This window comes from Knoellia pratensis (assembly GCF_042666395.1).
Lineage (GTDB): Bacteria > Actinomycetota > Actinomycetes > Actinomycetales > Dermatophilaceae > Knoellia > Knoellia pratensis.
In genome coordinates, this window is sequence record NZ_JBHTDJ010000004.1 from 229,708 (window position 1) to 253,083 (window position 23,376).

At 68.7% G+C, this 23,376-nt stretch carries 22 protein-coding genes; 13 read left to right on the forward strand and 9 right to left on the reverse strand.

What is annotated here, in order from left to right; genetic code table 11:
* Nucleotides 1-63: 63 nt before the first annotated feature.
* Both ACFQRE_RS17225 and ACFQRE_RS17230 read left to right on the forward strand, forming a co-directional pair.
* Nucleotides 64-1,206 (forward strand): alkaline phosphatase family protein, encoded by a 1,143-nt coding sequence (locus ACFQRE_RS17225; protein ID WP_380124783.1) that lies wholly within the window; start codon nt 64-66, stop codon nt 1,204-1,206.
* Nucleotides 1,207-1,217: 11 nt separating this feature from the next.
* A complete protein-coding gene (locus ACFQRE_RS17230; protein ID WP_380124785.1) occupies nt 1,218-1,892 on the forward strand; it encodes a thymidine kinase in 675 nt (224 codons plus the stop codon).
* A 114-nt stretch (nt 1,893-2,006) separates the two neighbouring features.
* On the opposite strand, the gene sepH is transcribed toward ACFQRE_RS17230, so the two are convergent.
* Nucleotides 2,007-3,230, reverse strand: coding sequence for a septation protein SepH (gene sepH, locus ACFQRE_RS17235; protein ID WP_380124787.1), 1,224 nt, complete (start codon nt 3,228-3,230; stop codon nt 2,007-2,009).
* A 115-nt stretch (nt 3,231-3,345) separates the two neighbouring features.
* Here sepH and ACFQRE_RS17240 point away from each other — a divergent pair, with 115 nt between their 5' ends.
* The 7 genes from ACFQRE_RS17240 (at nt 3,346) to ACFQRE_RS17270 (ending at nt 8,191) form a co-directional block, all read left to right on the forward strand.
* Complete coding sequence (locus ACFQRE_RS17240; protein WP_380124789.1) at nt 3,346-4,464, forward strand: ferrochelatase; 1,119 nt, start codon at nt 3,346-3,348, stop codon at nt 4,462-4,464.
* 1 nt (nt 4,465) lies between these two features.
* Complete coding sequence (locus ACFQRE_RS17245; protein ID WP_380124792.1) at nt 4,466-5,332, forward strand: inositol monophosphatase family protein; 867 nt, start codon at nt 4,466-4,468, stop codon at nt 5,330-5,332.
* 156 nt (nt 5,333-5,488) lie between these two features.
* Complete coding sequence (locus tag ACFQRE_RS17250) at nt 5,489-5,788, forward strand: DUF4193 domain-containing protein (protein ID WP_009774670.1); 300 nt, start codon at nt 5,489-5,491, stop codon at nt 5,786-5,788.
* 75 nt (nt 5,789-5,863) lie between these two features.
* Nucleotides 5,864-6,358 carry a dUTP diphosphatase gene (gene dut / locus ACFQRE_RS17255; RefSeq protein ID WP_380124794.1) on the forward strand — a complete coding sequence of 165 codons (495 nt, stop codon included), beginning with the start codon at nt 5,864-5,866 and terminating at the stop codon, nt 6,356-6,358.
* Entirely contained in the window at nt 6,355-7,146 is a 792-nt protein-coding gene (locus tag ACFQRE_RS17260) for a DUF3710 domain-containing protein (protein WP_380124796.1), read from the forward strand. The genes dut and ACFQRE_RS17260 overlap by 4 nt, the downstream gene beginning before the upstream one ends.
* Nucleotides 7,146-7,514 (forward strand): OB-fold nucleic acid binding domain-containing protein, encoded by a 369-nt coding sequence (locus ACFQRE_RS17265; protein ID WP_380124798.1) that lies wholly within the window; start codon nt 7,146-7,148, stop codon nt 7,512-7,514. The genes ACFQRE_RS17260 and ACFQRE_RS17265 overlap by 1 nt, the downstream gene beginning before the upstream one ends.
* Nucleotides 7,511-8,191 (forward strand): DUF3159 domain-containing protein, encoded by a 681-nt coding sequence (locus ACFQRE_RS17270; RefSeq protein ID WP_380124800.1) that lies wholly within the window; start codon nt 7,511-7,513, stop codon nt 8,189-8,191. The genes ACFQRE_RS17265 and ACFQRE_RS17270 overlap by 4 nt, the downstream gene beginning before the upstream one ends.
* Before the next feature lie 13 nt (nt 8,192-8,204).
* Here ACFQRE_RS17270 and ACFQRE_RS17275 read toward each other — a convergent pair whose 3' ends face one another.
* Together ACFQRE_RS17275 and ACFQRE_RS17280 are read right to left on the reverse strand one after the other, a co-directional pair.
* The gene (locus tag ACFQRE_RS17275) at nt 8,205-8,891 is read right to left on the reverse strand and encodes a potassium channel family protein (RefSeq protein WP_380124802.1); all 687 of its coding nucleotides are present in this window, start codon (nt 8,889-8,891) and stop codon (nt 8,205-8,207) included.
* An 18-nt stretch (nt 8,892-8,909) separates the two neighbouring features.
* Entirely contained in the window at nt 8,910-9,572 is a 663-nt protein-coding gene (locus ACFQRE_RS17280; protein WP_380124804.1) for a potassium channel family protein, read from the reverse strand.
* Between the two features lie 64 nt (nt 9,573-9,636).
* Here ACFQRE_RS17280 and ACFQRE_RS17285 point away from each other — a divergent pair, with 64 nt between their 5' ends.
* Genes ACFQRE_RS17285 through acnA form a run of 4 tightly spaced genes read left to right on the forward strand, consistent with a single transcriptional unit; the run spans nt 9,637 to nt 16,716 of the window.
* Nucleotides 9,637-11,646, forward strand: a complete 2,010-nt coding sequence (locus tag ACFQRE_RS17285) for an APC family permease (protein WP_380124806.1) — start codon at nt 9,637-9,639, stop codon at nt 11,644-11,646.
* Nucleotides 11,643-12,953: a class I SAM-dependent RNA methyltransferase gene (locus ACFQRE_RS17290; RefSeq protein WP_380124808.1), complete on the forward strand. Its 1,311-nt coding sequence runs from the start codon at nt 11,643-11,645 to the stop codon at nt 12,951-12,953. Before ACFQRE_RS17285 ends, ACFQRE_RS17290 begins: the two co-directional genes overlap by 4 nt.
* Complete coding sequence (locus tag ACFQRE_RS17295; RefSeq protein WP_380124810.1) at nt 12,950-13,858, forward strand: hypothetical protein; 909 nt, start codon at nt 12,950-12,952, stop codon at nt 13,856-13,858. The genes ACFQRE_RS17290 and ACFQRE_RS17295 overlap by 4 nt, the downstream gene beginning before the upstream one ends.
* 44 nt (nt 13,859-13,902) lie before the next feature.
* Nucleotides 13,903-16,716 carry an aconitate hydratase AcnA gene (acnA, locus tag ACFQRE_RS17300; RefSeq protein WP_380124813.1) on the forward strand — a complete coding sequence of 938 codons (2,814 nt, stop codon included), beginning with the start codon at nt 13,903-13,905 and terminating at the stop codon, nt 16,714-16,716.
* A gap of 83 nt (nt 16,717-16,799) precedes the next feature.
* Here the strand turns inward: acnA and ACFQRE_RS17305 are convergent, their stop codons facing one another.
* The 6 genes from ACFQRE_RS17305 to ACFQRE_RS17330 are packed head-to-tail and all read right to left on the reverse strand — an operon-like array spanning nt 16,800 to nt 23,262.
* Nucleotides 16,800-17,327 (reverse strand): DinB family protein, encoded by a 528-nt coding sequence (locus ACFQRE_RS17305; protein WP_380124815.1) that lies wholly within the window; start codon nt 17,325-17,327, stop codon nt 16,800-16,802.
* Nucleotides 17,303-18,556, reverse strand: coding sequence for a uroporphyrinogen-III C-methyltransferase (gene cobA, locus ACFQRE_RS17310; RefSeq protein ID WP_380124817.1), 1,254 nt, complete (start codon nt 18,554-18,556; stop codon nt 17,303-17,305). The genes ACFQRE_RS17305 and cobA overlap by 25 nt, the downstream gene beginning before the upstream one ends.
* On the reverse strand, nt 18,544-19,887 hold the full coding sequence (locus ACFQRE_RS17315) for a sulfate adenylyltransferase subunit 1 (RefSeq protein ID WP_380124820.1): 1,344 nt from the start codon (nt 19,885-19,887) through the stop codon (nt 18,544-18,546). Before ACFQRE_RS17315 ends, cobA begins: the two co-directional genes overlap by 13 nt.
* Entirely contained in the window at nt 19,887-20,849 is a 963-nt protein-coding gene (gene cysD / locus ACFQRE_RS17320) for a sulfate adenylyltransferase subunit CysD (RefSeq protein ID WP_380124822.1), read from the reverse strand. Before cysD ends, ACFQRE_RS17315 begins: the two co-directional genes overlap by 1 nt.
* Entirely contained in the window at nt 20,846-21,562 is a 717-nt protein-coding gene (locus tag ACFQRE_RS17325) for a phosphoadenylyl-sulfate reductase (protein WP_380124824.1), read from the reverse strand. Before ACFQRE_RS17325 ends, cysD begins: the two co-directional genes overlap by 4 nt.
* On the reverse strand, nt 21,559-23,262 hold the full coding sequence (locus ACFQRE_RS17330; RefSeq protein ID WP_380124826.1) for a nitrite/sulfite reductase: 1,704 nt from the start codon (nt 23,260-23,262) through the stop codon (nt 21,559-21,561). Before ACFQRE_RS17330 ends, ACFQRE_RS17325 begins: the two co-directional genes overlap by 4 nt.
* Nucleotides 23,263-23,376 lie beyond the last annotated feature (114 nt).

Here is a 23,376-nt window from a genome sequence, read left to right on the forward strand (position 1 = left end):
CGGCACTCGCGCGCGTCCCGTGGTTCATCCCCTGCAGCCCCGGGATCGCAGCCTGCCCCTTCGGTGTCCCCCGTGCTCGGCGTGCCGGCGCCGGCGTATGGCGAGGGTGGACTCAGCGACGTCCTCCCATCGGTTGCCGCATCGATCGGCGTCCCCGGTGGCGCGGCCCGATGGGCACTCCCGCCGGCGCGCAGTGCTGTGGTGGTGCTCGTGGACGGGTTGGGCTACGACCTCCTGCGGCGCCGCGTCGGCCACGCTCCTTGGCTGCGCTCCCTCTTCGATGACGGACGACGTGTTGTCAGTGGCTTCCCCTCGACGACCGCGTCCTCCATGGGGTCCTTCGGCACGGGCCTCGTCCCCGGAACTCACGGCATGCTGGGCTACGAAGTCCTCGTGCCCGGGGAGGACCGGCTCCTCAACGAACTGTCGTGGGAGGACGGACCCGTCCCCGAGAGATGGCAGCCGCGGGCAACCTGGTTCGAAAAGGCCGCGGCAGCCGGGATTGACGTCATGCGGACCGGCCCGGGCTTTTTCGACGGGTCCGGCCTCACCCGTGCTGCCCTGCGAGGTGGGCGTTTCGTCGCAGCCAAGGAACTCGACGCGCGCATAGACGCGACCCTGGCACACGCGCGCTCGCAACCAGCCACGCTGACCTACCTCTACTGGGGCGACCTCGACAAGGTCGGTCACGTCCACGGCTGCGAGTCGTGGCAGTGGGGCGACGAGCTCGAGACCATCGACCGCGCGTTGGCGCGACTCGCCGACGGCCTGCCCGCCGACTGCTCGCTGACCATCACCGCCGACCACGGCATGGTCGACGTGCCCATGGCCGACCGGATCGACGTCGCCCACGATGCCGAGCTCGCGGCCGGGGTGCGGCACACCGGGGGAGAGGCTCGAGCTCCCCAGCTCTACTGCGAGACAGGCGCTGCCGATGACGTGCTGGCGACCTGGCGCGCTCGCATCGGTGATTTCGCCTGGGTGCTCTCTCGCGACGAAGCCGTCGCCACTGGGTTGTTCGGCGCGGTGCGATCCGAGCACCTCGCACGCATCGGGGACGTCGTCGTCGCCATGCGCGAAGCCCGTGCTGTCGTCGACTCCCGCCATCAACGGCCGGAACTGTTGGCCCTCATCGGACTGCACGGCTCGCTCACCGAGGACGAAGTACCCGTGCCGATGTTCCATGTCCCACCGAAGTCGATCTAAGGTGTCGCCTCGTGGCTGAGTTGGTGTTCTTCTCCGGGACGATGGACTGCGGCAAGTCGACCCTCGCGCTCCAGATGGATCACAACCACCGGGCACGCTCTCGGGTGGGACTGATCTTCACCAAGCTCGACCGCATGGGTGAGTCGGTCCTGTCCTCGCGGCTCGGGCTCTCGACCCAGGCCCACGAGGTCCACGACGACCTCGACTTCTGGGACGTCGTCGTCGATTTCCTCACCCGCGGGCAACGAGCCGACTACCTCATCTGTGACGAGTCGCAGTTCTACACCGCGCCGCAGATCGAGCAGCTCGCCCGCGTCGTCGACGAACTCAACATCGACGTGAACTGCTTCGGCATCACCGCCGACTTCCGCACCGAACTCTTCCCCGGATCCAAACGACTCTTCGAGCTCGCCGACCGCGTCCAGGTCCTCCAGGTCGCGGCTCTGTGCTGGTGCGGCGCGCGAGCCACCCACAACGCCCGCCTCATCGACGGTGTCATGGTCGTCGAAGGTGAGCAGGTCGTCGTCGGAGACACCGCAGCCAGCGACAGCCTCGTCGAGTACGAAGTCCTCTGCCGACGTCACTACATGCGCCGCATGAGCAGCCACGCCGCGCGCCTTGCCTCGGCCACCCCGGACGTCCTCCCGTTCGACCTCGACGTCTGCGCTGTGCCTCCGCGCGACTGATTCTCGGGTATGCCGCGTCATTTCGGCGCCGCTGGCGCGAGGGACGCAGAGCGTGGTCGGGGGCGCAACTAAGGCTGCGCCTTTCGTCAGGATGAGCGCCGCTGGTGCCGAGCGTCAGGTGGTGCTGCCTCCGCGCCCGCCGCCGAACATGATGTCGTCCCAGCTGGGAACACTCGGACGGCCCTTGCGGCCCGAGGTCTTGCGGGGAGTCGGCTTCGGCGCGACGGGCTCGGGCTCGGCTTCGTCGAGGTCACCTACGACGTCGTCGTCAGCCTCGAGGTGTGCGTCATCCACGTCAGGGTCATGCAGGTCGAGGTCGTCGTCCGCGTCGCCGGCGGTGGCGCTGAGGTGGGTGACGTTGGTCAGGGCGCCCTCGTCGAGGTCGTCCTCGTCCATGTCGTCGAGCTCGTCTTCGGGGGCTTGGTCGTCGAGGTGGGCGGCGACGGGGTGCTTGCCACGAGCGGCGGGAGGTTCGGGCGCGTCGGCGGTGTCAATGACGAGGTCCTCGAGGGGGAGGGCGTCATCGCGGGGGGATTCCTCGACCGGAGTGTGCGTGGGTGAGGAGCGACGGCGACCGCGGCGGGACCGGTTCGACTGCTCCCGCATCGCGGCCATGAGGTCGATCGGCTCACGAGACTTCGCGCGAGGGGAGGGCTTTTCGGATTCCACCCCGCCTTCGGCCTCGACGTCGAAGACGGCACTCGCGCGGTTGGCGTTGGTGGCGACGTGGGGTGTGGGGATGGCCGAGTCGGCCGAGGTCTGTTCGCTCAGCCACCTGGCCTCGTCGTTGCCGGGCACGAGCGAACGCAGGCGGGGGTCGAAGCGCCAGGAAGCAGTGCGCTCACGGCCACCAGCAGGGAAGAGGGCGGTCACCGTCCACTGGCCGTCGTCGAGTCGGGCGGAGTCCCAGCGCACGAGCTCGCCCGGGACGCCGCGTGCCTTGAACCGCTCTTCAGCGCGACCGCCGAGGGTCTGCTCGGCGCCGGCGTTGCGGCCAGCGCCCGAGTTCGTCCCGACGATGCAGTTGCGAGCCTGGTTGGCGACGTACTCACGTTCGGCCAGGACAGGACCCTCGAACCGCTGCACCTTCTGGATGGTCCACCCGGCGCGATCTGCGACCTCCTCGGTCGACAAGCCGGAACGGATGAGCGACTGGACGTCGCGCGGACGCAGGCCTCCATCGATCTCGATCTGCAGCTGGCCCAGCCGGGGCCGGTCGCGGCGCGCGGCAGCGCGCATCGCCTCGTCGAGGGCAACGCGGTAGCGCTTCCCGTCGGCGTCGGAGAGAAGGACGTGCTCGCCGTCCTCATGGACGCCGATGAGACGAAGGTCCTGCATCACAGATCTCCCGGGCAGTGGTCAGGTCACCCTCGACTGTGCCACCCCGAGCCCCTTCGACAAAGCAGCCCACGCCGGTCGTGGGCAACGATCCGCGGCTCGTTAGGTTGGAACCATGCCGAACATGTCCGACGACGACGCTCTTGCCCCCTATGACGCTGTGCTCCTGCTCTCCTTCGGTGGGCCCGAGGCCCCCGACGAGGTGGTGCCGTTCCTGCGCCGGGTGACCGCCGGACGCGACGTCCCGCAGGAGCGGCTCGAGGAGGTGGCGACGCACTACCACCACTTCGGTGGCGCCAGCCCGATCAACGGCCAGAACCGGCAGCTCCTGGCCGCGCTCGAGGCCGAGCTGACCCGTCGCGGGTCGACCGTTCCTGTCCTCTGGGGCAATCGCAACAGCGAGCCGTTCGTCACCGACACCCTGCGCGCGGCCCGGGCCGAGGGACAACTGCGCATCTGCGTCGTCGTGACTTCTGCCTACTCGTCGTACTCCGGCTGCCGTCAGTACCGCGAGGACCTCGCCGCCGCCACGGAGGAGCTCGGTCTCGCCGCAGTGGACCTGGAGATCGACAAGGTGCGTCCCTACGCCCTGCACCCCGGCTTCACCGCCGCCAACACCGAGCACCTCGTGGACTCGGTGGCCGCCATCGACGCGTCGAAGCTTCCGATCACCCGCCTCCTGTTCGTCACCCACTCGATCCCCGAGGCCATGGACGACACGTCCGGCCCGGGCGACGCTGACGGCAACCTCTATGTCGAGCAGCACCTGCGGGCAGGCCACCTCATCGCGCAGGGACTCGCCGAGCGTTCCGGCGTGACCCTGCCGCAGGAGCTCGTCTTCTGCTCGCGGTCGGGCAGCCCGCGCACGCCTTGGCTCGAGCCCGACGTCAACGACCGGATCGAGGAACTCGCCGCCGAAGGTGTGACGACGGTGGTGCTCGCCCCCATCGGATTCGTGTCCGACCACATGGAGGTCGTCAACGACCTCGACCGGGAGGCGCGCGAGACCGCCGAGCGGCTGGGCCTCGAGGTCGTGCGCGTCCCCACGGCCGGCACCCACCCCCTCTTTGTCGAAGCCCTCGTCGACCTCCTCGAGGAACGGGCCGCCGAGGCGCGCGACGAAGTCGTCATCCCTGCACAGGCCGACGGCGGCGATCTGCGACCCTCAATCTGTGACCCGGGCTGTTGTCCCAACCTCCGGGCGGCACTCCCGGCCCTCTGCGGACAGGACTGACATGCCACCGACTGCTCATGACCTCACGCTCCCTGACGATGCGCTGGCCGCAACGCTCGAGGCACTTGCCGCCGACATTGCCCGGTCCGCAGGCCGACTCGTCGTCGACGAGCGGCCGGACGCCGTCGAGGTGGCCACGACGAAGTCGAGCGCGACCGACGTCGTCACCGTCATGGACCAGCGCTCGCAGGACCACCTCATCGCCCGCCTTCGCGAGGCACGCCCCGATGACGCGGTCCTCGGCGAGGAGAGCGGGGGAGCCTCCGGCACGTCCGGCATCACCTGGGTCATCGACCCGATCGACGGAACGGTGAACTACCTCTACGGCATACCCGCGTATGCCGTGTCCGTCGCCGCCGTCGTCGGCGACCCGAAGACGCACGGGGCCTGGCGACCGTTCGTGGGCGCGGTCTTCAACCCGGTCACCGACGAGCTCTACCTCGCGCGTGCCGGTGGTGGGTCGCGTGTCGTCGTCGCCGGTGGCGTCGAGCGCCAGCTGTCGCCCACGGCCTGTGACGAGCTCGGTCAGGCCCTTGTCGGAACCGGCTTCGGGTATGCCGCGGAGCGCCGTGACCGTCAGGGTCGCCTTGTGCTCGACCTGCTCCCGCAGATCCGGGACATCCGCCGGATCGGCAGTGCGGCGCTCGACCTCTGCGCCGTGGGAGCGGGTCAGCTCGACGCGTACTACGAGACCGGACTCAACCCGTGGGACCTCGCTGCGGGCTGGCTCATCGCCACCGAGGCCGACGCCGTCGTCGGGGGCCTCGACGGACCCGGCGAGGCGCTCACCTGGGCGTGCGCTCCCGGGCTCGACCCGATCTTCGGAAGCCTGGTCGTAGAGGGCACTGCGCGGCACCTCAGGGACTAGTCTCAGATCCCCGGTGGCGCTTTGCGCCCAGATGATGCACAATCGCCGCTCGCACGGGCACAAAATCAACACTTCATGCGTTGACTGGGCCAGCAGGGATGCCAGCCTCCGACATTTCGCCGGAGGAAGGCCACACGACATTGGGAAAGGAGAGCCATGGCGACCGATTACGACGCCCCACGCAAGACTGACGATGAGCTGTCGGAGGACTCCATCGAGGAGCTGAAGACTCGTCGCAACGACAAGCGGTCCTCCAGCGTCGACGTCGACGAGACCGAGCAGGCCGAGGGATTCGAGCTCCCCGGAGCTGACCTCTCAGGTGAAGAGATGTCGGTGCGGGTCATCCCGCGTCAGGCCGACGAGTTCACCTGTTCGCGGTGTTTCCTCGTGCACCACCGCAGCCAGCTGGCGAGCGAGAAGGCGGGCCAGATGGTCTGCCGCGAGTGCGCCGCCTGAGCGTCATCAATGCAAGACCAGCGTGGTCGACAGTGTGGTCTGATCACGCCGGTGTCCGAGATAGGGTCAGTCCCCGTGACTGGCCCTTCTCGCATTCCGGTCGCCTTCCGGCGGCTCTCCCCGAAGGCCCGCATCCCGGCATACGCCTCTGATGGCGACGGTGGTGCGGATCTGACCGCAGTGGCCTCCGTGACTCTCGCCCCCGGCGAGCGGGCGCTCGTGCCGACCGGCATCGCCATCGCGCTTCCCCCGGGAACGGTCGGGCTCGTCCACCCGAGGTCGGGGCTGGCAGCGCGGCACGGGATCACCGTCGTCAACGCCCCCGGAACGGTCGACTCCGGTTATCGCGGAGAGATCCTCGTGAATCTCGTGAACCTGGATCCACGCGAGACGTTCACCGTCGCCGTGGGCGATCGCATCGCCCAAATCGTCGTGCAGGAGTATCTCCACGCCGACTTCAGCGAGACCGACTCGCTCCCGGACAGCGTCCGGGGTGACACTGGACATGGATCCACCGGAGGCTTCGGCACGACGCCTTCGGACACCATCGAGGAAGTGACCACACCGTGAGCATCTTTCGCCGGCGCAAGGCCGACGCAGAGACCGCCGTCGAGGCAGAGTTCGCAGTCGACGCCGACCTTGACGCCGACGCGTCCGAGAACGCGTCCGAGAACGCGTCCGACGACGTGACGGCGACCGTTCCTGACGCGCCCGTCGACCGATCGTCCGGGCCGTTCGACGCCACCGAGGTCGACGACGACGACGGCCGCCTCGACCTGGGCTCGCTGCGCGTCAGCGGCGCGGAGGGGATGGAGCTGCGCCTCGAGATCGACCAGGAGCAGCAACACGTCATTGCCGCCACGGCAGTCATCGGCGAGTCCGCCCTGCAGCTGCAGGCCTTCGCCGCTCCTCGCTCGGGTGGCCTGTGGGCGCAGATCCGCTCCGAGATCGCTGTCGCGATCGAGACCCAGGGCGGCACGGCTGACCTGGAATACACCGAGTTCGGCACCGAGCTGCGCACGCGCATGCCCAGCGCGGGCCCTGATGGCCGCACCGTGTTCGCACCCGCGCGTTTCATCGGCGTTGACGGCCCCCGCTGGTTCCTTCGCGGAGTGATCTCCGGTCGCGGAGCGATCGACGAGGCCTCTGCCGCACCGCTGCTCGACATCTTCCGCGAGACGGTCGTCGTTCGTGGCAGCGACCCGATGGCACCGCGCGAGCTGCTGCCGTTGGCCCTTCCGCAGGAGGAAGCGGCTCCCATGCCTGCCGCTCCCGACGGCGAGACCGCGCCCGAGGCGACCTCCACCGACGACCTCAATCCGTTCGAGCGTGGGCCAGAGATCACCGAGGTGCGTTGATGGGACTCAAGGAACGACTGCGGGACCTCGCTCGGACCGACACCCAGCTCGAGGCCGACGAGATCCGTCAGCGCACGATCTCCGACCCCGGCGCCGCCGTGGCGTGCGCGGGCAAGCTCGTCGAGCGCAAACAGGCCACGGTGGCGGGCTCCGTCCGCTGCATCACCCTGCCGCCGCGCCAGGGGATGCCGGTGCTCGTGGCCGAGCTCTTCGACGGCGAACGCTCGGTCAACCTGGTCTGGATCGGTCGGCGTCGCATCGCCGGCATCGAGCCAGGCGTCTTCCTCGTCGCAGACGGTCGGATCGCCATGGTCAAGGGCCAGCCGGCGATCTTCAACCCCACGTACCAGATCGTTCCGACGAAGTGACCTCAGACGCGGGCCCGCACGTGGGTGCTGACGAGAGATCGGCCGCCGAGACGGTCGAGGAGCTCATCCGCCACCGCCTGTCGGCGGCACTGGGCGGCTGGCGTGGCTCGCTCGAGACGGCCCTGCCCACCATTGCGTTCATTGCGCTGTGGAGCTGGCGCCAGGACCTCAAGCTGGCCGTCTGGACCGCCGTTGCGGTCGCCGTGGTGCTGGCCGTGGTGCGACTCGTCCAGCGCTCGAGCCTCCAGCACGTCTTCGGTGCTGTGATCGCCACCGGCTTGGCTGCCTTCTTCGCGATGCGCAGCGGCAAGGCTGAGGACGCGTTCCTGCCGGGCATGCTCATCTCCGGCGCCTACCTCGTCGGCACCCTCGCCTCGATCCTCGTGAAGTGGCCCGTCGTCGGCTTCCTCGTCGGCGCTGGCGACCCCCGGGTCGCCGAGGATCCCTTCGGGTGGCGACGTGACGCGGGCATGGTGCGGGTCTGCTCGCGCCTCACCTGGGTCCTCGTCGCGCTCTACGTCATAAGGCTCTCCATCCAGATCCCGCTCTACCTCGCAGCGCAGGTGGAGGCTCTCGGCGTCGCCAAGATCGTCCTCGGCTGGCCGTTGTGGCTCGGGGGAGTCGCCGTCATGGGCTGGCTGCTCGTGCGCGGCAACACGCCCCAACAGCGCGACTGAACCCCGAGGTCACTCAGTCGTCGAGCTGACGCTTCTGACGCGTTCCCGGGCTGAGCATCGACTCGAGGTCTGACTCACCGTCGGTCGTCGTGATGAAGAGCAGCTCGTCCAACGGCTCGAGCGCGTCATCACGGCTGGGCGCGATCGGCGCACCTCCACGGATGATCGCGGTCAGGACCGTGTCGGGAGGGAAGGCGATGTCGCCAACTCGACTTCCGGCATACGGGCTGCCTTCCGGCAACGTCATCTCGACCATCGCGGCACGACCCTGCTGGAACTCGAAGATGCGCACGAGGTCACCGACCGAGACGGCTTCCTCGATGAGGGCGGTCATGAGTCGCGGGGTCGAGACGGCCACGTCGACGCCCCAGGCGTCGTCGAACATCCACTCGTTCTTGGGGTTGTTGACGCGAGCAACGGTGCGGGGAACGCCGAACTCGGTCTTGGCCAGGAGCGAGACGACGAGGTTGGCCTTGTCATCACCGGTGGCGGCCACGACGACGTCGCAGTCGGCGACCCCGGCCTCGGTGAGGGCGCTGAGCTCACAGGCATCGGCCTGCAACCACGCGGCATCCGCGACCTTGGCGACTCGCTCGCCATCGGCGTCACGGTCGATGAGGAGGAGCTGGTGTCCGTTGCGGATGAGCTCGCGGGCGATGGACCGACCCACACTTCCGGCTCCGGCGATGACGACGCGCATTGCTTGTGGTCCTTGCTGTCAGTTGGCCGGGGGAGCGGCGTCGAGGATCCGCTCGGCCTCAGCGAGGCGAGCACGGTCGAGTGCGAAGTGGACGAGGTCGCCGTCCTGGTGGACGGTGTCGCCCGTCGGAATAAGGCCCTCGCCGAGTCGCGTGACGTAGGCGACGCGTCCGCCGACGATCTCCTCGATGTCGAAGACCCTGCGGCCCACCCAGCCGGTGTTGACGGGCATCTCGGCGATGACCACCCGGCCGCTGGGGTCGGTGAACTCGGGGACGTGGCCCTGGGGGAGCAGCCGGCGCAGGACCTGGTCACTCGTCCACTTGACGGTCGCGACCGTGGGGATGCCGAGGCGCTGGTAGATCTCGGCGCGACCGGGGTCGTAGATGCGCGCGACGACGTTCTCGACGCCGAACTTCTCTCGCGCCACCCGCGCCGCGAGGATGTTGGAGTTGTCGCCGCTGGAGACTGCAGCGAAGGCGTAGGCGTCGGCAATCCCGGCCTCCCGCAACGTATCCCGGTCGAATCCGAGACCGACGACGCGCCGCCCCTCGAAGGACGCACCCAGTCGTCGGAAGGCCGACTCGTCCTGGTCGATGATCGCAACCTCGTGGCCGGCTCGTTCGAGAGCTCTGGCCAGGGAGGCGCCGACGCGGCCGCAGCCCATGATGACGAAATGCACACTCCGACGCTACACCGGCGAACGAGTGTCCCGCCGGGGTGCGCTGATGCATAGAGTGGCGCACGTGAGTTCCTCAGGTCGCGTGGTCAAACGCGTCATCCTCGGGCGGGCCATGCGATCGGACCGATTGGGCGAGACCTTGCTCCCCAAGCGCCTCGCCCTTCCCGTCTTTGCCAGCGACGCCCTCTCCTCCGTGGCGTACGCGCCCGACGAGATCCTGCTGACCCTCGGCCTGGCCGGAGGTGCCCTCGCGGCAACGCACTCCTGGCAGATCGCGCTCGGTGTCGTCCTCGTCATGGCCGTCGTCGTCATGAGCTATCGCCAGAACGTGCACGCCTACCCGTCCGGTGGTGGCGACTACGAGGTGGCCAGCGTCAACCTCGGGCCCAAGGCCGGCCTCACCGTCGGCAGTGCACTCCTCGTCGACTACGTCCTCACCGTCGCGGTGTCCGTGTCGTCGGGTGTCCAGAACGCAGCCTCGGCCTTCGAGTTCCTGCGCGGGCACGAGGTCGCGACGGCGGTGACGCTCGTCGTCCTCCTGACGGCCATGAACCTGCGCGGAGTCCGCGAGTCGGGCAAGGCGTTCGCCGTTCCCACCTATCTGTTCATGGTCACGATCATCGGCATGGGCATCGTGGGGTTCTTCCGCGAGGCCACCGGATCGCTTCCGCCCGCCGAGAGCGCGGCCTACGAGCTGGCTCCCGAGCCCGGAATGGGAGCCCTGGGCACGGCCGCGATGGCGTTCCTGCTGCTGCGTGCCTTCTCGTCGGGCTGTGCTGCCCTCACCGGTGTCGAGGCCATCTCCAACGGTGTCCCGGCCTTCCAGAAGCCCAAGAGCCGCAACGCCGCGACGACGCTCCTGCTCATGGGGGTCATGTCCGTCACGATGCTCGCGTCGATGGTGGCGCTGGCCCGCTGGACCGGTGTCAAGATCGCCGAGGACCCCGAGACGCAGCTCCTCAAGGACGGTGTGCCGATCGGCGCGGGCCACGTGCAGGACACCGTCATGGGGCAGGTGTCCAAGTCCGTGTTCGACGGGTTCCACCCCGGCGTCGTCCTCGTCTCGATCGTCACCGGCCTCATCCTCATCCTTGCGGCCAACACGGCTTTCAACGGGTTCCCGGTGCTCGCCTCGATCCTCGCGCGCGACGGCTTCCTCCCGCGCCAGCTCCACACCCGCGGCGACCGGCTCGCCTACTCCAACGGCATCCTCATCCTGGCCGGGGCCGCGGCGGCGCTGATCGCCCTCTACGACGCCCAGGTCACCAAGCTCATCCAGCTCTACATCGTGGGCGTCTTCGTCTCGTTCACGCTGAGTCAGGTCGGCATGATCCGGCACTGGAACCGCCTCCTGGCGGTCGAGCGTGACGGACGCACCCGGGCCCGCATGCACCGCAGTCGCACCATCAACGGCGTCGGCGCCGTCATGTCCGGCCTGGTCCTCCTCGTGGTCCTCGCCACGAAGTTCATGCACGGCGCCGGCTACGCCATCGCCGCCATGGCCGTCCTCTTCTTCCTGATGATGCGGGTCCGCCGCCACTACGACCGGGTGCGTGACGAGTTGCGGGTCGACGAGTCCGACACCCAGCAGCAGCTCCTTCCCTCACGGGTGCACGCCATCGTGTTGGTGTCCAAGGTTCACAAGCCGACCCTGCGCGCGCTCGCCTATGCCAGGGCGACCCGTCCCTCGCTCCTCGAAGCCCTCACCGTCGATGTCGACCCCGAGGAGACCAAGGCGCTGCAGGCCGAGTGGGATCGGCGCGACATCCCCGTTCCGCTCAAGGCCCTCGACAGTCCCTACCGCGAAATCACGCGTCCCGTCGTCGACTACGTCAAGTCGATCAGGTCGGGCAACCCGCGGGACATCGTCGTGGTCTACATCCCCGAATACGTCCTCGGCCACTGGTGGGAGCAGGCGCTGCACAACCAGAGCGCGCTCCGACTCAAGGGGCGCCTCCTCTTCACGCCCGGCGTCATGGTGTCGAGCGTGCCGTGGCAGCTGGCATCGTCTGCCGGCGCCGAGCAGCGGTTGGACGGGCCCGTCGCTGGTGACGTCCGCCGCGGTGAGGGATGAGCGAGATCCCTGCGGCGCCAACCGCCGACGAGCTCACTGTCGGCGACGAGGTCGTCGTCGAGTCCGGACCCATCGCCCACGGTGGCTTCGTCGTCGCCCGGCACGAGGGCCGCGTGCTCTTCGTCCGGCACACCCTCCCGGGTGAGCGCGTTCGGGTGCGCATCACCGAGGGCGGTCCGGGCGACCGCTTCCTGCGGGCTGACGCCGTCGAGGTCCTCGAGGGCTCACCTGCGCGAGTCGAGCCGCCCTGCCCGTATGCCGGCCCCGGACTGTGCGGTGGCTGCGACTTCCAGCACGTGGACCTGGCAGAACAACGCCGCCTCAAGGCGTCCGTCGTCATGGAACAACTGCAGCGACTGGCGCACGTCGAGCGTGACGTCGTCGTCGAGCCGGTGCCCGGCGACGACAACGGTTTGCGCTGGCGCAGCCGCACCGAGTTCGCCGTGGGCGCGGATGGTCGTGCGGGCATGCGTCGGCACCGAAGCCACGACCTTTTGGCCATTGACGACTGCCTCATCGCCAGCGAGCGCGTTGTGGGCACCGGTGTCCTGCACGGCTATTGGGCTGGTGAGAAAGCTGTCGACGTGGTCGCTCCCAGCGAGGGTGCTCCTGTCGTCGTCCGCATCCCCTCAGACGAGAGCGTGGCACCGGTGGTCACCGAAACGGTTGCAGCGCAGTCACTCTCACGCGACTTCGACGTCAGCGCGCGCGGCTTCTGGCAGGTTCACCCCGGCGCGGCCGCGACCTTCGTCGACGCCGTCATCGACGGACTGCGACCCCAGCCGGGTGAGCGTGGCCTCGACCTCTACGCCGGTGTCGGGGTTTTCACGTCGGCTCTCGCCCAGGCCGTGGGGGAGCGCGGACAGGTCATCGCCGTCGAGTCCGATGCCACTGCCGTGGCTCAGGCCCGACTCAATGTCGAGGCTGTCACGCCCTGGGTCCACTACGTCCAGGGTCGCGTCGACCACGTCTTCGGCGTCGAGTCGACCGGTCGCGTGGCCGGGTCCCGCAAGGGTGGTCGACGCCGGGCCGCACCTCGCCGTCCCAACAGCGCCATGCCGCCGACCGCCGACGTCGTGGTCCTCGACCCACCCCGCACCGGAGCCGGCAAGGCCGTCATCACCGCGGTCGTCGCCCTCACGCCTCGCGCCCTCGCCTACGTCGCGTGTGACCCGTCTGCGCTCGCCCGCGACACGGCATACCTCATGGAGCGCGGCTACGCGCTCACGTCCTTGCGGGCCTTCGATGCCTTCCCCATGACGCACCACGTCGAGTGCGTCGCGATCTTCGAGCGCGACGAGACGTGACCTCAGCGGCCGGCGACACGGCATACCGGGTTCTCGATGCAGGGACGCGCGCCTTCTGGCGCACCGTGGGCCGCCGCGTCGACCTTGACGGTGAGCATGCATGGCTGCGGGCACCGGCCGCTGACACCGGCACGATCGGTGAGTCCTGGCTCGATGCGGCCGCAGCGTCCATCGACGGGTCGGTTGACCGTGGCACAGGGGGAGGCCTCGTGCCCGACCTCGGCGCCTTAGACGGCCCCAGCTTCGCGGCTGACTCGCTCGACCCTGCCGTCCGACACTTCTATGAGCACACCGACGAGTGGACGATGGACGCCTGGTCGAGCTGGTCCCCCGTCTTCCAACCCGGTGGCCTCCTGGTCGAGCACCTCTTCGGGCGCCGGCTCCAACAGCTGGCCCTTCCTGTCCAGCCGCTCGACGTGAGCCACGGAATCGACAGCGAGATCGTGGCGATCCGTGGCGCGGACGACGTCCAGGTGTGGGCCGCGTGGTTGCGTCGGCTTCGTCGCAGCGGTCAGTTCCTCTTCAGTGGTGCGTATGCCGTCCGCGCCCTTCCCGGGGCCGATCGGCCCGGCATCCACGTCACCTTCCCGCTCGAGGGCGGCAACGTCCAGGTCTTCCTGCGGCCGTGGGTGAGGGACGACGGTGCCCTCGTCCTGACGTCGACGAGAGGTCCGTTCGGCGGTCACGGTGCCTACGTCCTCGTCCACGGGCGAGGTGACGACGCCTGGGCGGCGAAGGTGCCGATCCACGAGGAGTTCATCGTCTTCGTCGACGACCGGGGAGACCTGCGGACCGATCACGAGCTCAGGTTCGGGCCGGCGCGCGCACTGCGTCTGCACTACCGGATGCGGCGTGGGAAGGTTGGACAGGACGGCCCCTCCACTAGTATCTTGACATCAAGATAATTGGTGGACCGACACACGCGATGACGCGCGGAAGGAGCAGGCTCGTGACGAGCACTGACAGCTTCAAGGCACACGGCGAACTCCAGGTGGGCGACAACGCCTACGACATCTATCGCCTTTCGGCGGTCGAGGGGAGCGAGACGCTTCCCTACAGCCTCAAGGTCCTCCTCGAGAACCTCCTGCGGACCGAGGACGGCGCCAACATCACGGCCGACCACATCCGCGCCATCGGCAGCTGGGACGAGAACGCCGACCCCGACACCGAGATCCAGTTCACGCCCGCCCGCGTGATCATGCAGGACTTCACCGGTGTGCCCTGCGTCGTCGACCTCGCCACCATGCGCGAAGCCGTCGCCGACCTGGGTGGCAGCCCCGAGAAGATCAACCCGCTGGCTCCCGCCGAGCTGGTCATCGACCACTCCGTCATCATCGACGTCTTCGGCCGCTCCGACGCCTTCGAGCGCAACGTCGAGATCGAGTACGAGCGCAACAACGAGCGCTACAAGTTCCTTCGCTGGGGCCAGACCGCCTTCGACGACTTCAAGGTCGTCCCCCCGGGCACCGGCATCGTCCACCAGGTCAACATCGAGCACCTCGCCCGCACCGTCATGACCCGCGAGCTCGACGGCAGGACTGTCGCCTACCCCGATACGTGCGTCGGCACCGACAGCCACACGACCATGGTCAACGGCCTCGGCGTTCTCGGCTGGGGCGTCGGTGGCATCGAGGCCGAGGCGGCCATGCTCGGCCAGCCCGTCTCGATGCTCATCCCGCGGGTCGTGGGCTTCAAGCTGTCCGGCTCGATCCCCGACGGTGCCACGGCGACCGACGTCGTCCTCACGATCACCGAGACCCTGCGCAAGCACGGCGTCGTCGGCAAGTTCGTCGAGTTCTACGGTGAAGGCGTCTCGGCCGTGCCGCTCGCCAACCGCGCGACCATCGGCAACATGAGCCCCGAGTTCGGCTCGACCTGTGCGATCTTCCCGATCGACGAGGTCACGCTCGACTACCTGCGCCTCACCGGCCGGTCCGATGAGTCCGTCGCGCTCGTCGAGGCCTACGCCAAGGAACAGGGCATGTGGCTGCACGCCGGCCCCGACCAGCCCGAGGCCCGCTACTCCGAGCGTCTCGAGCTCGACCTCTCCACGGTCGTCCCCTCGATCGCCGGCCCGAAGCGCCCGCAGGACCGCATCGCGCTCACCGACGCCAAGGAGGCCTTCCGCAAGGTCCTCCCGACGTACGTCTCGCACGAGGAGGGTGACGACGGCTCCGCCTCGTCGTTCCCGGCCAGCGACCCGACTCCGCAGGGTGCGCCCGAGGGCCAGAACGGTGGCGACAAGCCGGCCGACTCCGGCTCCGGCAGCGACCGTCCGACCAAGAAGGTCGCGATCACGATCAACGGTCAGGCCACCGAGGTCGACCACGGCATCGTCGCGATCGCCTCGATCACGTCGTGCACCAACACGTCCAACCCGTCGGTGATGATGGCCGCGGCCATGCTCGCCAAGAACGCCGTCGAGCGAGGCCTGACGGTCGCCCCGTGGGTCAAGACGTCCATGGCGCCGGGCTCCAAGGTCGTCTCGGACTATTACGAGAAGGCCGGCATGTGGCCCTACCTCGAGAAGCTCGGCTTCCACCTCGTGGGCTACGGCTGCACGACCTGCATCGGCAACTCGGGCCCGATCATCGACGAGGTGAGCCAGGCCGTGAACGACAACGATCTTGCCGTCGTCTCGGTCCTGTCGGGCAACCGCAACTTCGAGGGGCGCATCAACCCCGACGTGAAGATGAACTACCTGGCGTCGCCGCCGCTCGTCATCGCCTACGCCCTCGCGGGCACGATGGACTTCGACTTCGCGACCGACTCCCTGGGCAAGGACAAAGACGGCAACGACGTCTTCCTCAAGGATTTGTGGCCGACGCCGCAGGACGTCGAGAACACGATCGCGACGTCGATCACCAAGGAGATGTTCACGACCGACTACGCCGATGTCTTCGCCGGTGACGAGCGTTGGCAGAGCCTGCCCACCCCCGAGGGCAACACCTTCGACTGGGATGCCGACTCGACCTACGTCCGGAAGCCTCCGTACTTCGACGGCATGAAGATGGAGACCACGCCGGTCACCGACATCGACGGCGCGCGCGTTCTCGCCAAGCTCGGCGACTCGGTCACGACCGACCACATCAGCCCGGCCGGTTCGATCAAGGGCGACAGCCCCGCGGGTGTCTACCTCGCCGAGCACGGTGTCGAGCGCAAGGACTTCAACTCCTACGGCTCGCGTCGCGGCAACCACGAGGTCATGATCCGCGGCACGTTCGCCAACATCCGGCTCAAGAACCTCCTGCTCGATGGCGTCGAGGGTGGCTTCACCCGCACCTTCATCGACACCCCGGACGTCAAGGCCGGCGAGCAGTCGACGATCTATGACGCGTCGGCTGCCTACCAGGCCGCTGGTGTGCCGCTGGTCATCCTGTCCGGCAAGGAGTACGGCTCCGGCTCGTCTCGTGACTGGGCTGCCAAGGGCACTGCGCTCCTGGGTGTGCGCGCCGTCATCGCCGAGAGCTACGAGCGCATCCACCGCTCCAACCTCATCGGCATGGGCGTCATCCCGCTGCAGTACCCGGCGGGCCAGAACGCTGAATCGCTCGGCCTCGATGGCACCGAGACGTTCTCGATCTCGGGGATCACCGCCCTCAACGACGGCACGACCCCCAAGACGGTCAGGGTCTCGGCCGTGCGCGATGGTGGCACCCCGGTGGAGTTCGAGGCGGACGTCCGCATCGACACCCCCGGTGAGGCCGACTACTACCGCAACGGCGGCATCCTCCAGTACGTCCTGCGCTCCCTCGTGAAGTAGCGAGCCACGTCGCAAGGACGACGACGCCGGTATGCCGTGAGGTCACGGCATACCGGCGTCGTTGCGTTTGTCGGTGGCTGGGCTCAGCCCATCGTCTTCTGGCCGTCGAGGGCTTCGCGGATGATGTCGGCGTGGCCCGAGTGCTGCGCGGTCTCGGCGATGATGTGCAGGAACGAGCGCCGGGCACTGCGCACCGCGCCGTCCTCGAACCACGGCGCCTTCGGGAGCGGCTGCGTCGCGCTCAGGTCCGGCAGGGACTCGACGAGGGCGTCCGTGCGCGCGGCAACCTCCTCGTAGTCGGCGAGCAGTCCCGTCAGGCTCTCGTTCTCGGTCATGCGGTGGGAATCCATGAAGGCGGCTGCCTCGGGTGGAGGGTTGCTCCAGTCGACGTTGTCCCAGTCGATCTCGGGACTCTCGCGCGGACCGTCGACGATGAACCGAGCCCACTCGGCCTCGGTCGCGGCCACGTGCTTGATGAGACCACCCAGCGTCAGCTCACTGACGGTGGTGCGCTCTCGCGCCTGGTCGTCGGTGATGTCCTGGGTGGTGAACCGGAGGAAGCGACGGTGCTGTCTGAGTGATTCGATCAGGTCAGAACGTTCGGTGTCCATGAGGTGACGCTATCGGTGGCGAGCGACAGGCGCACGACATCGCCGACGACGACGACTGCGGGTGACTCGACGCCGCGGAAGAGCGCGAGGTCGGCGATGTCCGCCAACGTGCCGATCGTGACGCGCTGGGTCGGGAGGTAGCCGCGTTCGATGATGGCGACGGGGCAGTCGCCTGAACGTCCCTCTGCCACAAGGGCATTCGCGCTGGCACGAAGGGTGGACACGCCCATGAGGAGGACCAGGGTGTGGTCAGAGCCGGGTGGGAGTGTCGGGATCTGCTCGTGGCCCGAGACCACGGTGAACGCCTTGGCGACGCCGCGGTGGGTGAGGGGGATGCCGGCCGCCGCAGGCACGGAGACTGCGCTCGTGACGCCGGGGACAACCTCGACGGGTATGCCGTGTGCCTCGCACGCGAGGCGTTCCTCACCTCCGCGTCCCAGGACATAGGGGTCGCCACCCTTGAGGCGAACGACTCCATGGCCGCGCTCGGCCTCCTCGACGAGGATCGCGTTGATGCGGTCCTGGGGGACGGGGTGGTGGCCGGGGGTCTTGCCCACGTCGATGATCCGCACCGACTCCGGGAGTCGCGACACGACACCGCGGGGAGCGAGGCGGTCGACGACCACGACGTCGGCGCTGGCAAGGAGCTCGTGGCCGCGGACGGTGAGCAGGCCGTCATCACCGGGGCCGCCACCGACGAGGGCGACCCATCCGGTGGTGCGCGGGCGGTGTCGACGGAGGTCGAGGCCACCACTGCGCAGGGCGAGGTCGATGCCGTCACGCACGGTGGTTGCCAACAGGGGGTCGCCGCCGGCATGGATGGCCACCGTGACGCTGCCGTCATGAGTGGTGACCTTGGTGCGGGCGGGGATGCTCGCAGCGGTTGCCCGCGAGTCGGTGGCGTCGACGCACCACACCCTCAGCGCGTGGGAATCGGTACTGATCGTGGTGTCGACGTCGGGGTCACCAGTGGCCGTATGGGCAAGCCAGGCGCCGTCGAGGTCGCTCGGCCCGACGTAGTCACGCTGGAGCCAGGTCACCCGGTCGGGGTGCTCCGCGACGAGGTCGTGGACCTCTTCGCAGATCCAGGGGGAGACCAACCGCACGACCGCGCCTTCGTCGAGGAAGGCCTGGAGGCGGCGACCCGTGACCGGTCCGCCACCGAAGACGGCGACGAGTCGGCCGGTCAGGTCGAGGACGACCGGCAGGGCAGACTTCAGATCTCCCATGCCTCATCACCCTCGGGCTGCGTCGGCGCATCTGCTGCGGTCGGCAACGTCGCTCCCACCATGCCGGCAGCGACCGTGCGACCGTCGTGGGCGTCGATGAGGAGGAAGGACCCGCCCAGTCGGGAGGTCGAGTAGTTCTCGACGGGGACAGGGCTCGCGAGACGGAGCGTCACCAGTCCGATGTCGTTGAGCTCCAGGACATCTGCCGGGTCCGACGTCATGGAATCGAGGTCGAGTGCGCCGTCGATGGTGCGCACTGCGGACTGCACCGTGCGCGACCCGTGCTTGAGCAGGAGCCGTTGGCCGGGACGGAGTGGGGCATCGCCGAGCCAGCACACGACGGCCTTGATGTCCTGGGTGGGCTCGGGTGCATCCGCCACCGAGGAGATGACGTCTCCGCGGGAGATGTCGATCTCGTCGGCGAGACGCAGGGTCACCGACTGGGGCGCGAACGCCTTGTCGAGGGAGCGGTCGCCGAGGTCGATTCCGGTCACGGTCGTCCGACGTCCGGAGGGAAGCACGACGACCTCGTCACCGACGCGGACGACGCCCGAGGCGACCTGTCCGGCATACCCCCGGTAGTCGCGGTGGGCCTGATCGCGCGCCGCGCCCTGCGGGCGGATGACGAGCTGGACCGGGAGCCGGAAGGCCGCGTGGGACGGATCCTCCGACGGCGGCAGCTGCTCCAGCAGTTCGAGCAGGCTCGGCCCGGAGTACCACGGCGTTCGCGACGAGCGCGTCGCGATGTTGTCGCCATCAAGAGCGCTCACCGGGATGGCGATGGCGTCCTCGACACCAAGTTCACGGGCAACGGTCTGAACCTCGGCGTTGACCCGCTCGTAGACCGCTTGCGAGAAGTCGACGAGGTCGATCTTGTTGACGGCCACGATGACGTGGGGGACCCGGAGCAGGGCGGTCACGGCGAGGTGGCGTCGGGTCTGCTCGAGGACCCCCTTGCGGGCGTCGACGAGGAGCACGACGACGTCGGCCGTCGAGCTCCCGGTGACGGTGTTGCGGGTGTATTGCACGTGACCGGGGCAGTCGGCGAGGACGAAGGAGCGCTGGGCTGTCGCGAAGTAGCGGTAGGCGACATCGATGGTGATGCCCTGCTCGCGTTCGGCACGGAGGCCGTCGGTGAGCAGCGCGAGGTCGGCCGCCGTGAGGCCGCGATCGCGCGACACCCGCTCGACGGCGGCGAGCTGGTCGGACAGGACGGACTTGGTGTCGTGGAGCAGGCGACCGACGAGGGTGGACTTCCCGTCGTCCACGGAGCCGGCTGTCGCGAGGCGCAGGAGAGTTCCCCTGGTCGGTGCCGTCGTGGTGGTAGTCATCAGAAGTAGCCCTCCTTCTTGCGGTCTTCCATGGCGGCCTCGGAGACCCGGTCATCGGCGCGCGTGGCACCGCGTTCGGTCAGGGTGGAGGCGGACACCTCGACGACGATCTCGGCGTTCGTGCGCGCGGGCGACTCCACGGCACCTGTGCAGGACATGTCGCCGACGGTGCGGTAGCGGACGAGACGTGTCTCGACCGGCTCGTCGTCGCGCGGCTGGCTGTAGGGACCGACCGACAGCCACATGCCGTCGCGGCTGAAGACCTCACGCTCATGGGCGTAGTAGAGGGGGGCCAGGGGGATGTCCTCGCGCTCGATGTACTTCCAGACGTCGACTTCGGTCCAGTTGCTGATCGGGAAGGCGCGCACGTGCTCGCCCGGCCGGTGCCGCGGGTTGTAGAGGTTCCACAGCTCGGGCCGCTGGTTCTTGGGGTCCCACTGGCCGAACTCGTCACGCAGGGAGACGATCCGTTCCTTGGCGCGAGCCTTCTCCTCGTCGCGCCGTCCGCCGCCGAAGACACCGTCGAAGCGGTGCTCGTTGATGGCGTCGAGCAGTGGCACGGTCTGCAGGGCGTTGCGCAGTCCATCGGCGCGCTCGCGCAGGCGCCCGTCGTCGAGGTAGTCCGGCACACTGGCGACCTCGAGACGGAGCCCGAGTCGCTCGACCGTCTCGTCGCGGTAGGCCAGCACCTCGGGGAAGTTGTGGCCGGTGTCGATGTGGAGCACGGGGAACGGGATCGGCGCCGGCCAGAAAGCCTTCGCCGCCAGGTGCAGCATGATGACGGAGTCCTTGCCACCGCTGAAGAGCAGGACGGGCCGCTCGAGCTCACCGACGACCTCACGGATGATGAGGATGGCCTCGGCCTCGAGGGCGTCGAGCTGGCTCAGGACGTGCACGTCGTCGAGGACTGCGCGCTCGACGGCATCGGTGTCGGCTTCGGTGTCGATGATGGAGGCGCTCATGTGTGGATCCCGCATTCGGTCTTGGAGAGTCCGGCCCAACGGCCTGATCGGGGGTCCTCGCCGGGTGCGACCCGCTTGGTGCACGGCTCGCAGCCGATCGACGGATACCCGTCGGAGAGAAGGAGGTTGATGGGCACGCCGTTGTCGAGGGCGTAGTCCGTGCCGTCATCGAGGGACCACGTGACGAGGGGGTTGATCTTCACGAGGCCGTGCTTCTCGTCGAAGGTGACGAGGGGAGTCTCGATGCGGGTCGGTGCCTCGTCGCGTCGGACCCCGGTCACCCACGCCTCGTAGCCGGCCAGGGTGCGGGCCAAGGGCTCCATCTTGCGCATCGCGCAGCAGGAGGCCGGATCGCGCTCATACAGACGAGCGCCGAACTTCGCGTCCTGCTCGGCGACGGTCAGCTCGGGGAGCACGTCGACGATGTTGACATCGAGCTCGTCGGCGACCCGGGCGCGGGTCCCGATGGTGTCGGAGAAGTGATAGCCCGTCTCGAGGAAGAGGACGTCCACGCCGGGCGAGCTCTGCGAGATCAGGTGCGGGAGAATGCCTTCGGCCATGCTGCAGGCGACGGCAAGTGTGCCCGGGAAGTTCTCGGCAGCCCATCGGGCGACACCTGCGGCGTCGGTGTCGTCGAGCAGGGCGCCCTCGGCAGCGAGAGCGCGAAGCTCCTCCTCGCTGCGCTTGGTGCTGCGCCTGGTCAGGGTGCTCATGTCAGCTCCTCGTCAGTGACTCGGTGTGCCCAGGTGGCGAAGGACTCGCCACCGGTCCGCTGCTCCAGGAAGCGACGGGTGATGCGTTCGACGTAGTCGGCGAGGTCGGTCGACGCGATCTTGAGGCCGCGAACGGTGCGACCCAGACCGGCCTCGTCGCGCTCGGGGGAGGCGAGGCCGCCACCGAGGTGGACCTGGAAGCCGGGTACGTTCTCGCCGGCGTCGTTGGTCGTGATGAGTCCTTTGAGCCCGATGTCGGCGGTCTGGATGCGGGCGCACGAGTTCGGGCAACCGTTGACGTGCAACGAGATCGGGGTGTCCAGCTCGACTCCGGCGAGGCGCTCCTCGAGCTCGGCGATCACCGCGGTCGCGGTGTCCTTGGTGTCGACGATCGCGAGCTTGCAGTACTCGATGCCGGTGCAGGCCATGGTCGTGCGACGGAACGGGCTGGGTGCCGCGGTGAGCCCGAGCTCCTCGAGGCCGGCGGTGAGCTCGTCGACGCCCTCCTTGGGGATGCCGAGGACGACGAGCTTCTGGTGGGCGGTGAGGCGCACCCCGTCGCCACCGACACGTTCGATGAGGTCACCGAGCCGGCTGAGGATGGTGCCGCTCACGCGACCGACGATCGGGGCGGCGCCGACGTAGAAGCGGCCGTCCTTCTGCGGGTGCACGCCGATGTGGTCACCGGGACCCTTGGCCGGCGCGGGGGCCGGGCCGTCGGGAAGCGTGCGGCCGAGGTACTCGGTCTCGAGGATCTCGCGGAACTTCTCGGGACCCCACTCCGCGAGCAGGAACTTCAGGCGGGCCTTGGTGCGCATCCGGCGATAGCCGTAGTCGCGGAAGATCTGGATGACGCCGTGCCACACGTCGGGGGCGTCAGCCTCGGACACGAAGACGCCGAGACGTTCGGCGAGTCGGGGCGCGGTGGAGAGAGCACCACCGACCCAGAGGTCGTAGCCCACCCCGAGCTCCGGGTGCACGACCCCGACGAGCGAGATGTCGTTGATCTCGTGCACGACGTCCAGGCTCGGATGGCCGGTGATCGCCGTCTTGAACTTGCGCGGCAGGTTGGAGAGCTCGGGGTCGCCGAGCCAGCGGTCGGTGATGACGCGGATCAGTTCGGTGGGGTCGATGATCTCGTCGGCGGCGATCCCGGCCACGGGGCTGCCGAGGAACGCGCGAGGCGTGTCGCCACAGGCCTCGGTCGTCTGCAACCCGACGGCCTCGAGTCGGCGCCAGATCTCGGGCACGCTCTCGATGGCGATCCAGTGGTACTGGATGTTCTGCCGGTCGCTGATGTCCGCGCTCTCGCGCGCAAAGTCGGACGAGATCCCACCGAGGACGCGCAACTGGTCGGGGGAGAGGACCTGGCCGTCGGTGCGCACACGCAGCATGAAGAACTTGTCCTCGAGCTCGTGCGGCTCCAGCGACGCGGTGCGTCCGCCGTCGATGCCGGGCTTGCGCTGCGTGTAGAGGCCCCACCAGCGGAAGCGGCCGTGCAGGTCGTCGCCCGGAATGGCGTCGAACCCGTCACGCGCATAGATCGTCTCGATGCGCTCGCGCACGTTGAGGCCGTTGTCCTGCGCCTTGAACGTCTCATTGGGGTTGAGCGGCTCGCGGCCGTCGACGGCCCACTGGCCGTTGGACCGGCCGGTGCGCGGCGGCCGCAGTGCGCGGCTGCCGGAGGCGACGCTCGTCATGGATCCTCGTTCCTCAATGGGGTGCCAACACTGATGGAAAGCATAAGCGTCAGTTATGGCGCTGGAACGGCGGTCCACGATGTGGCCAGGACCAAGCCCTGAGAATGTGGGGAT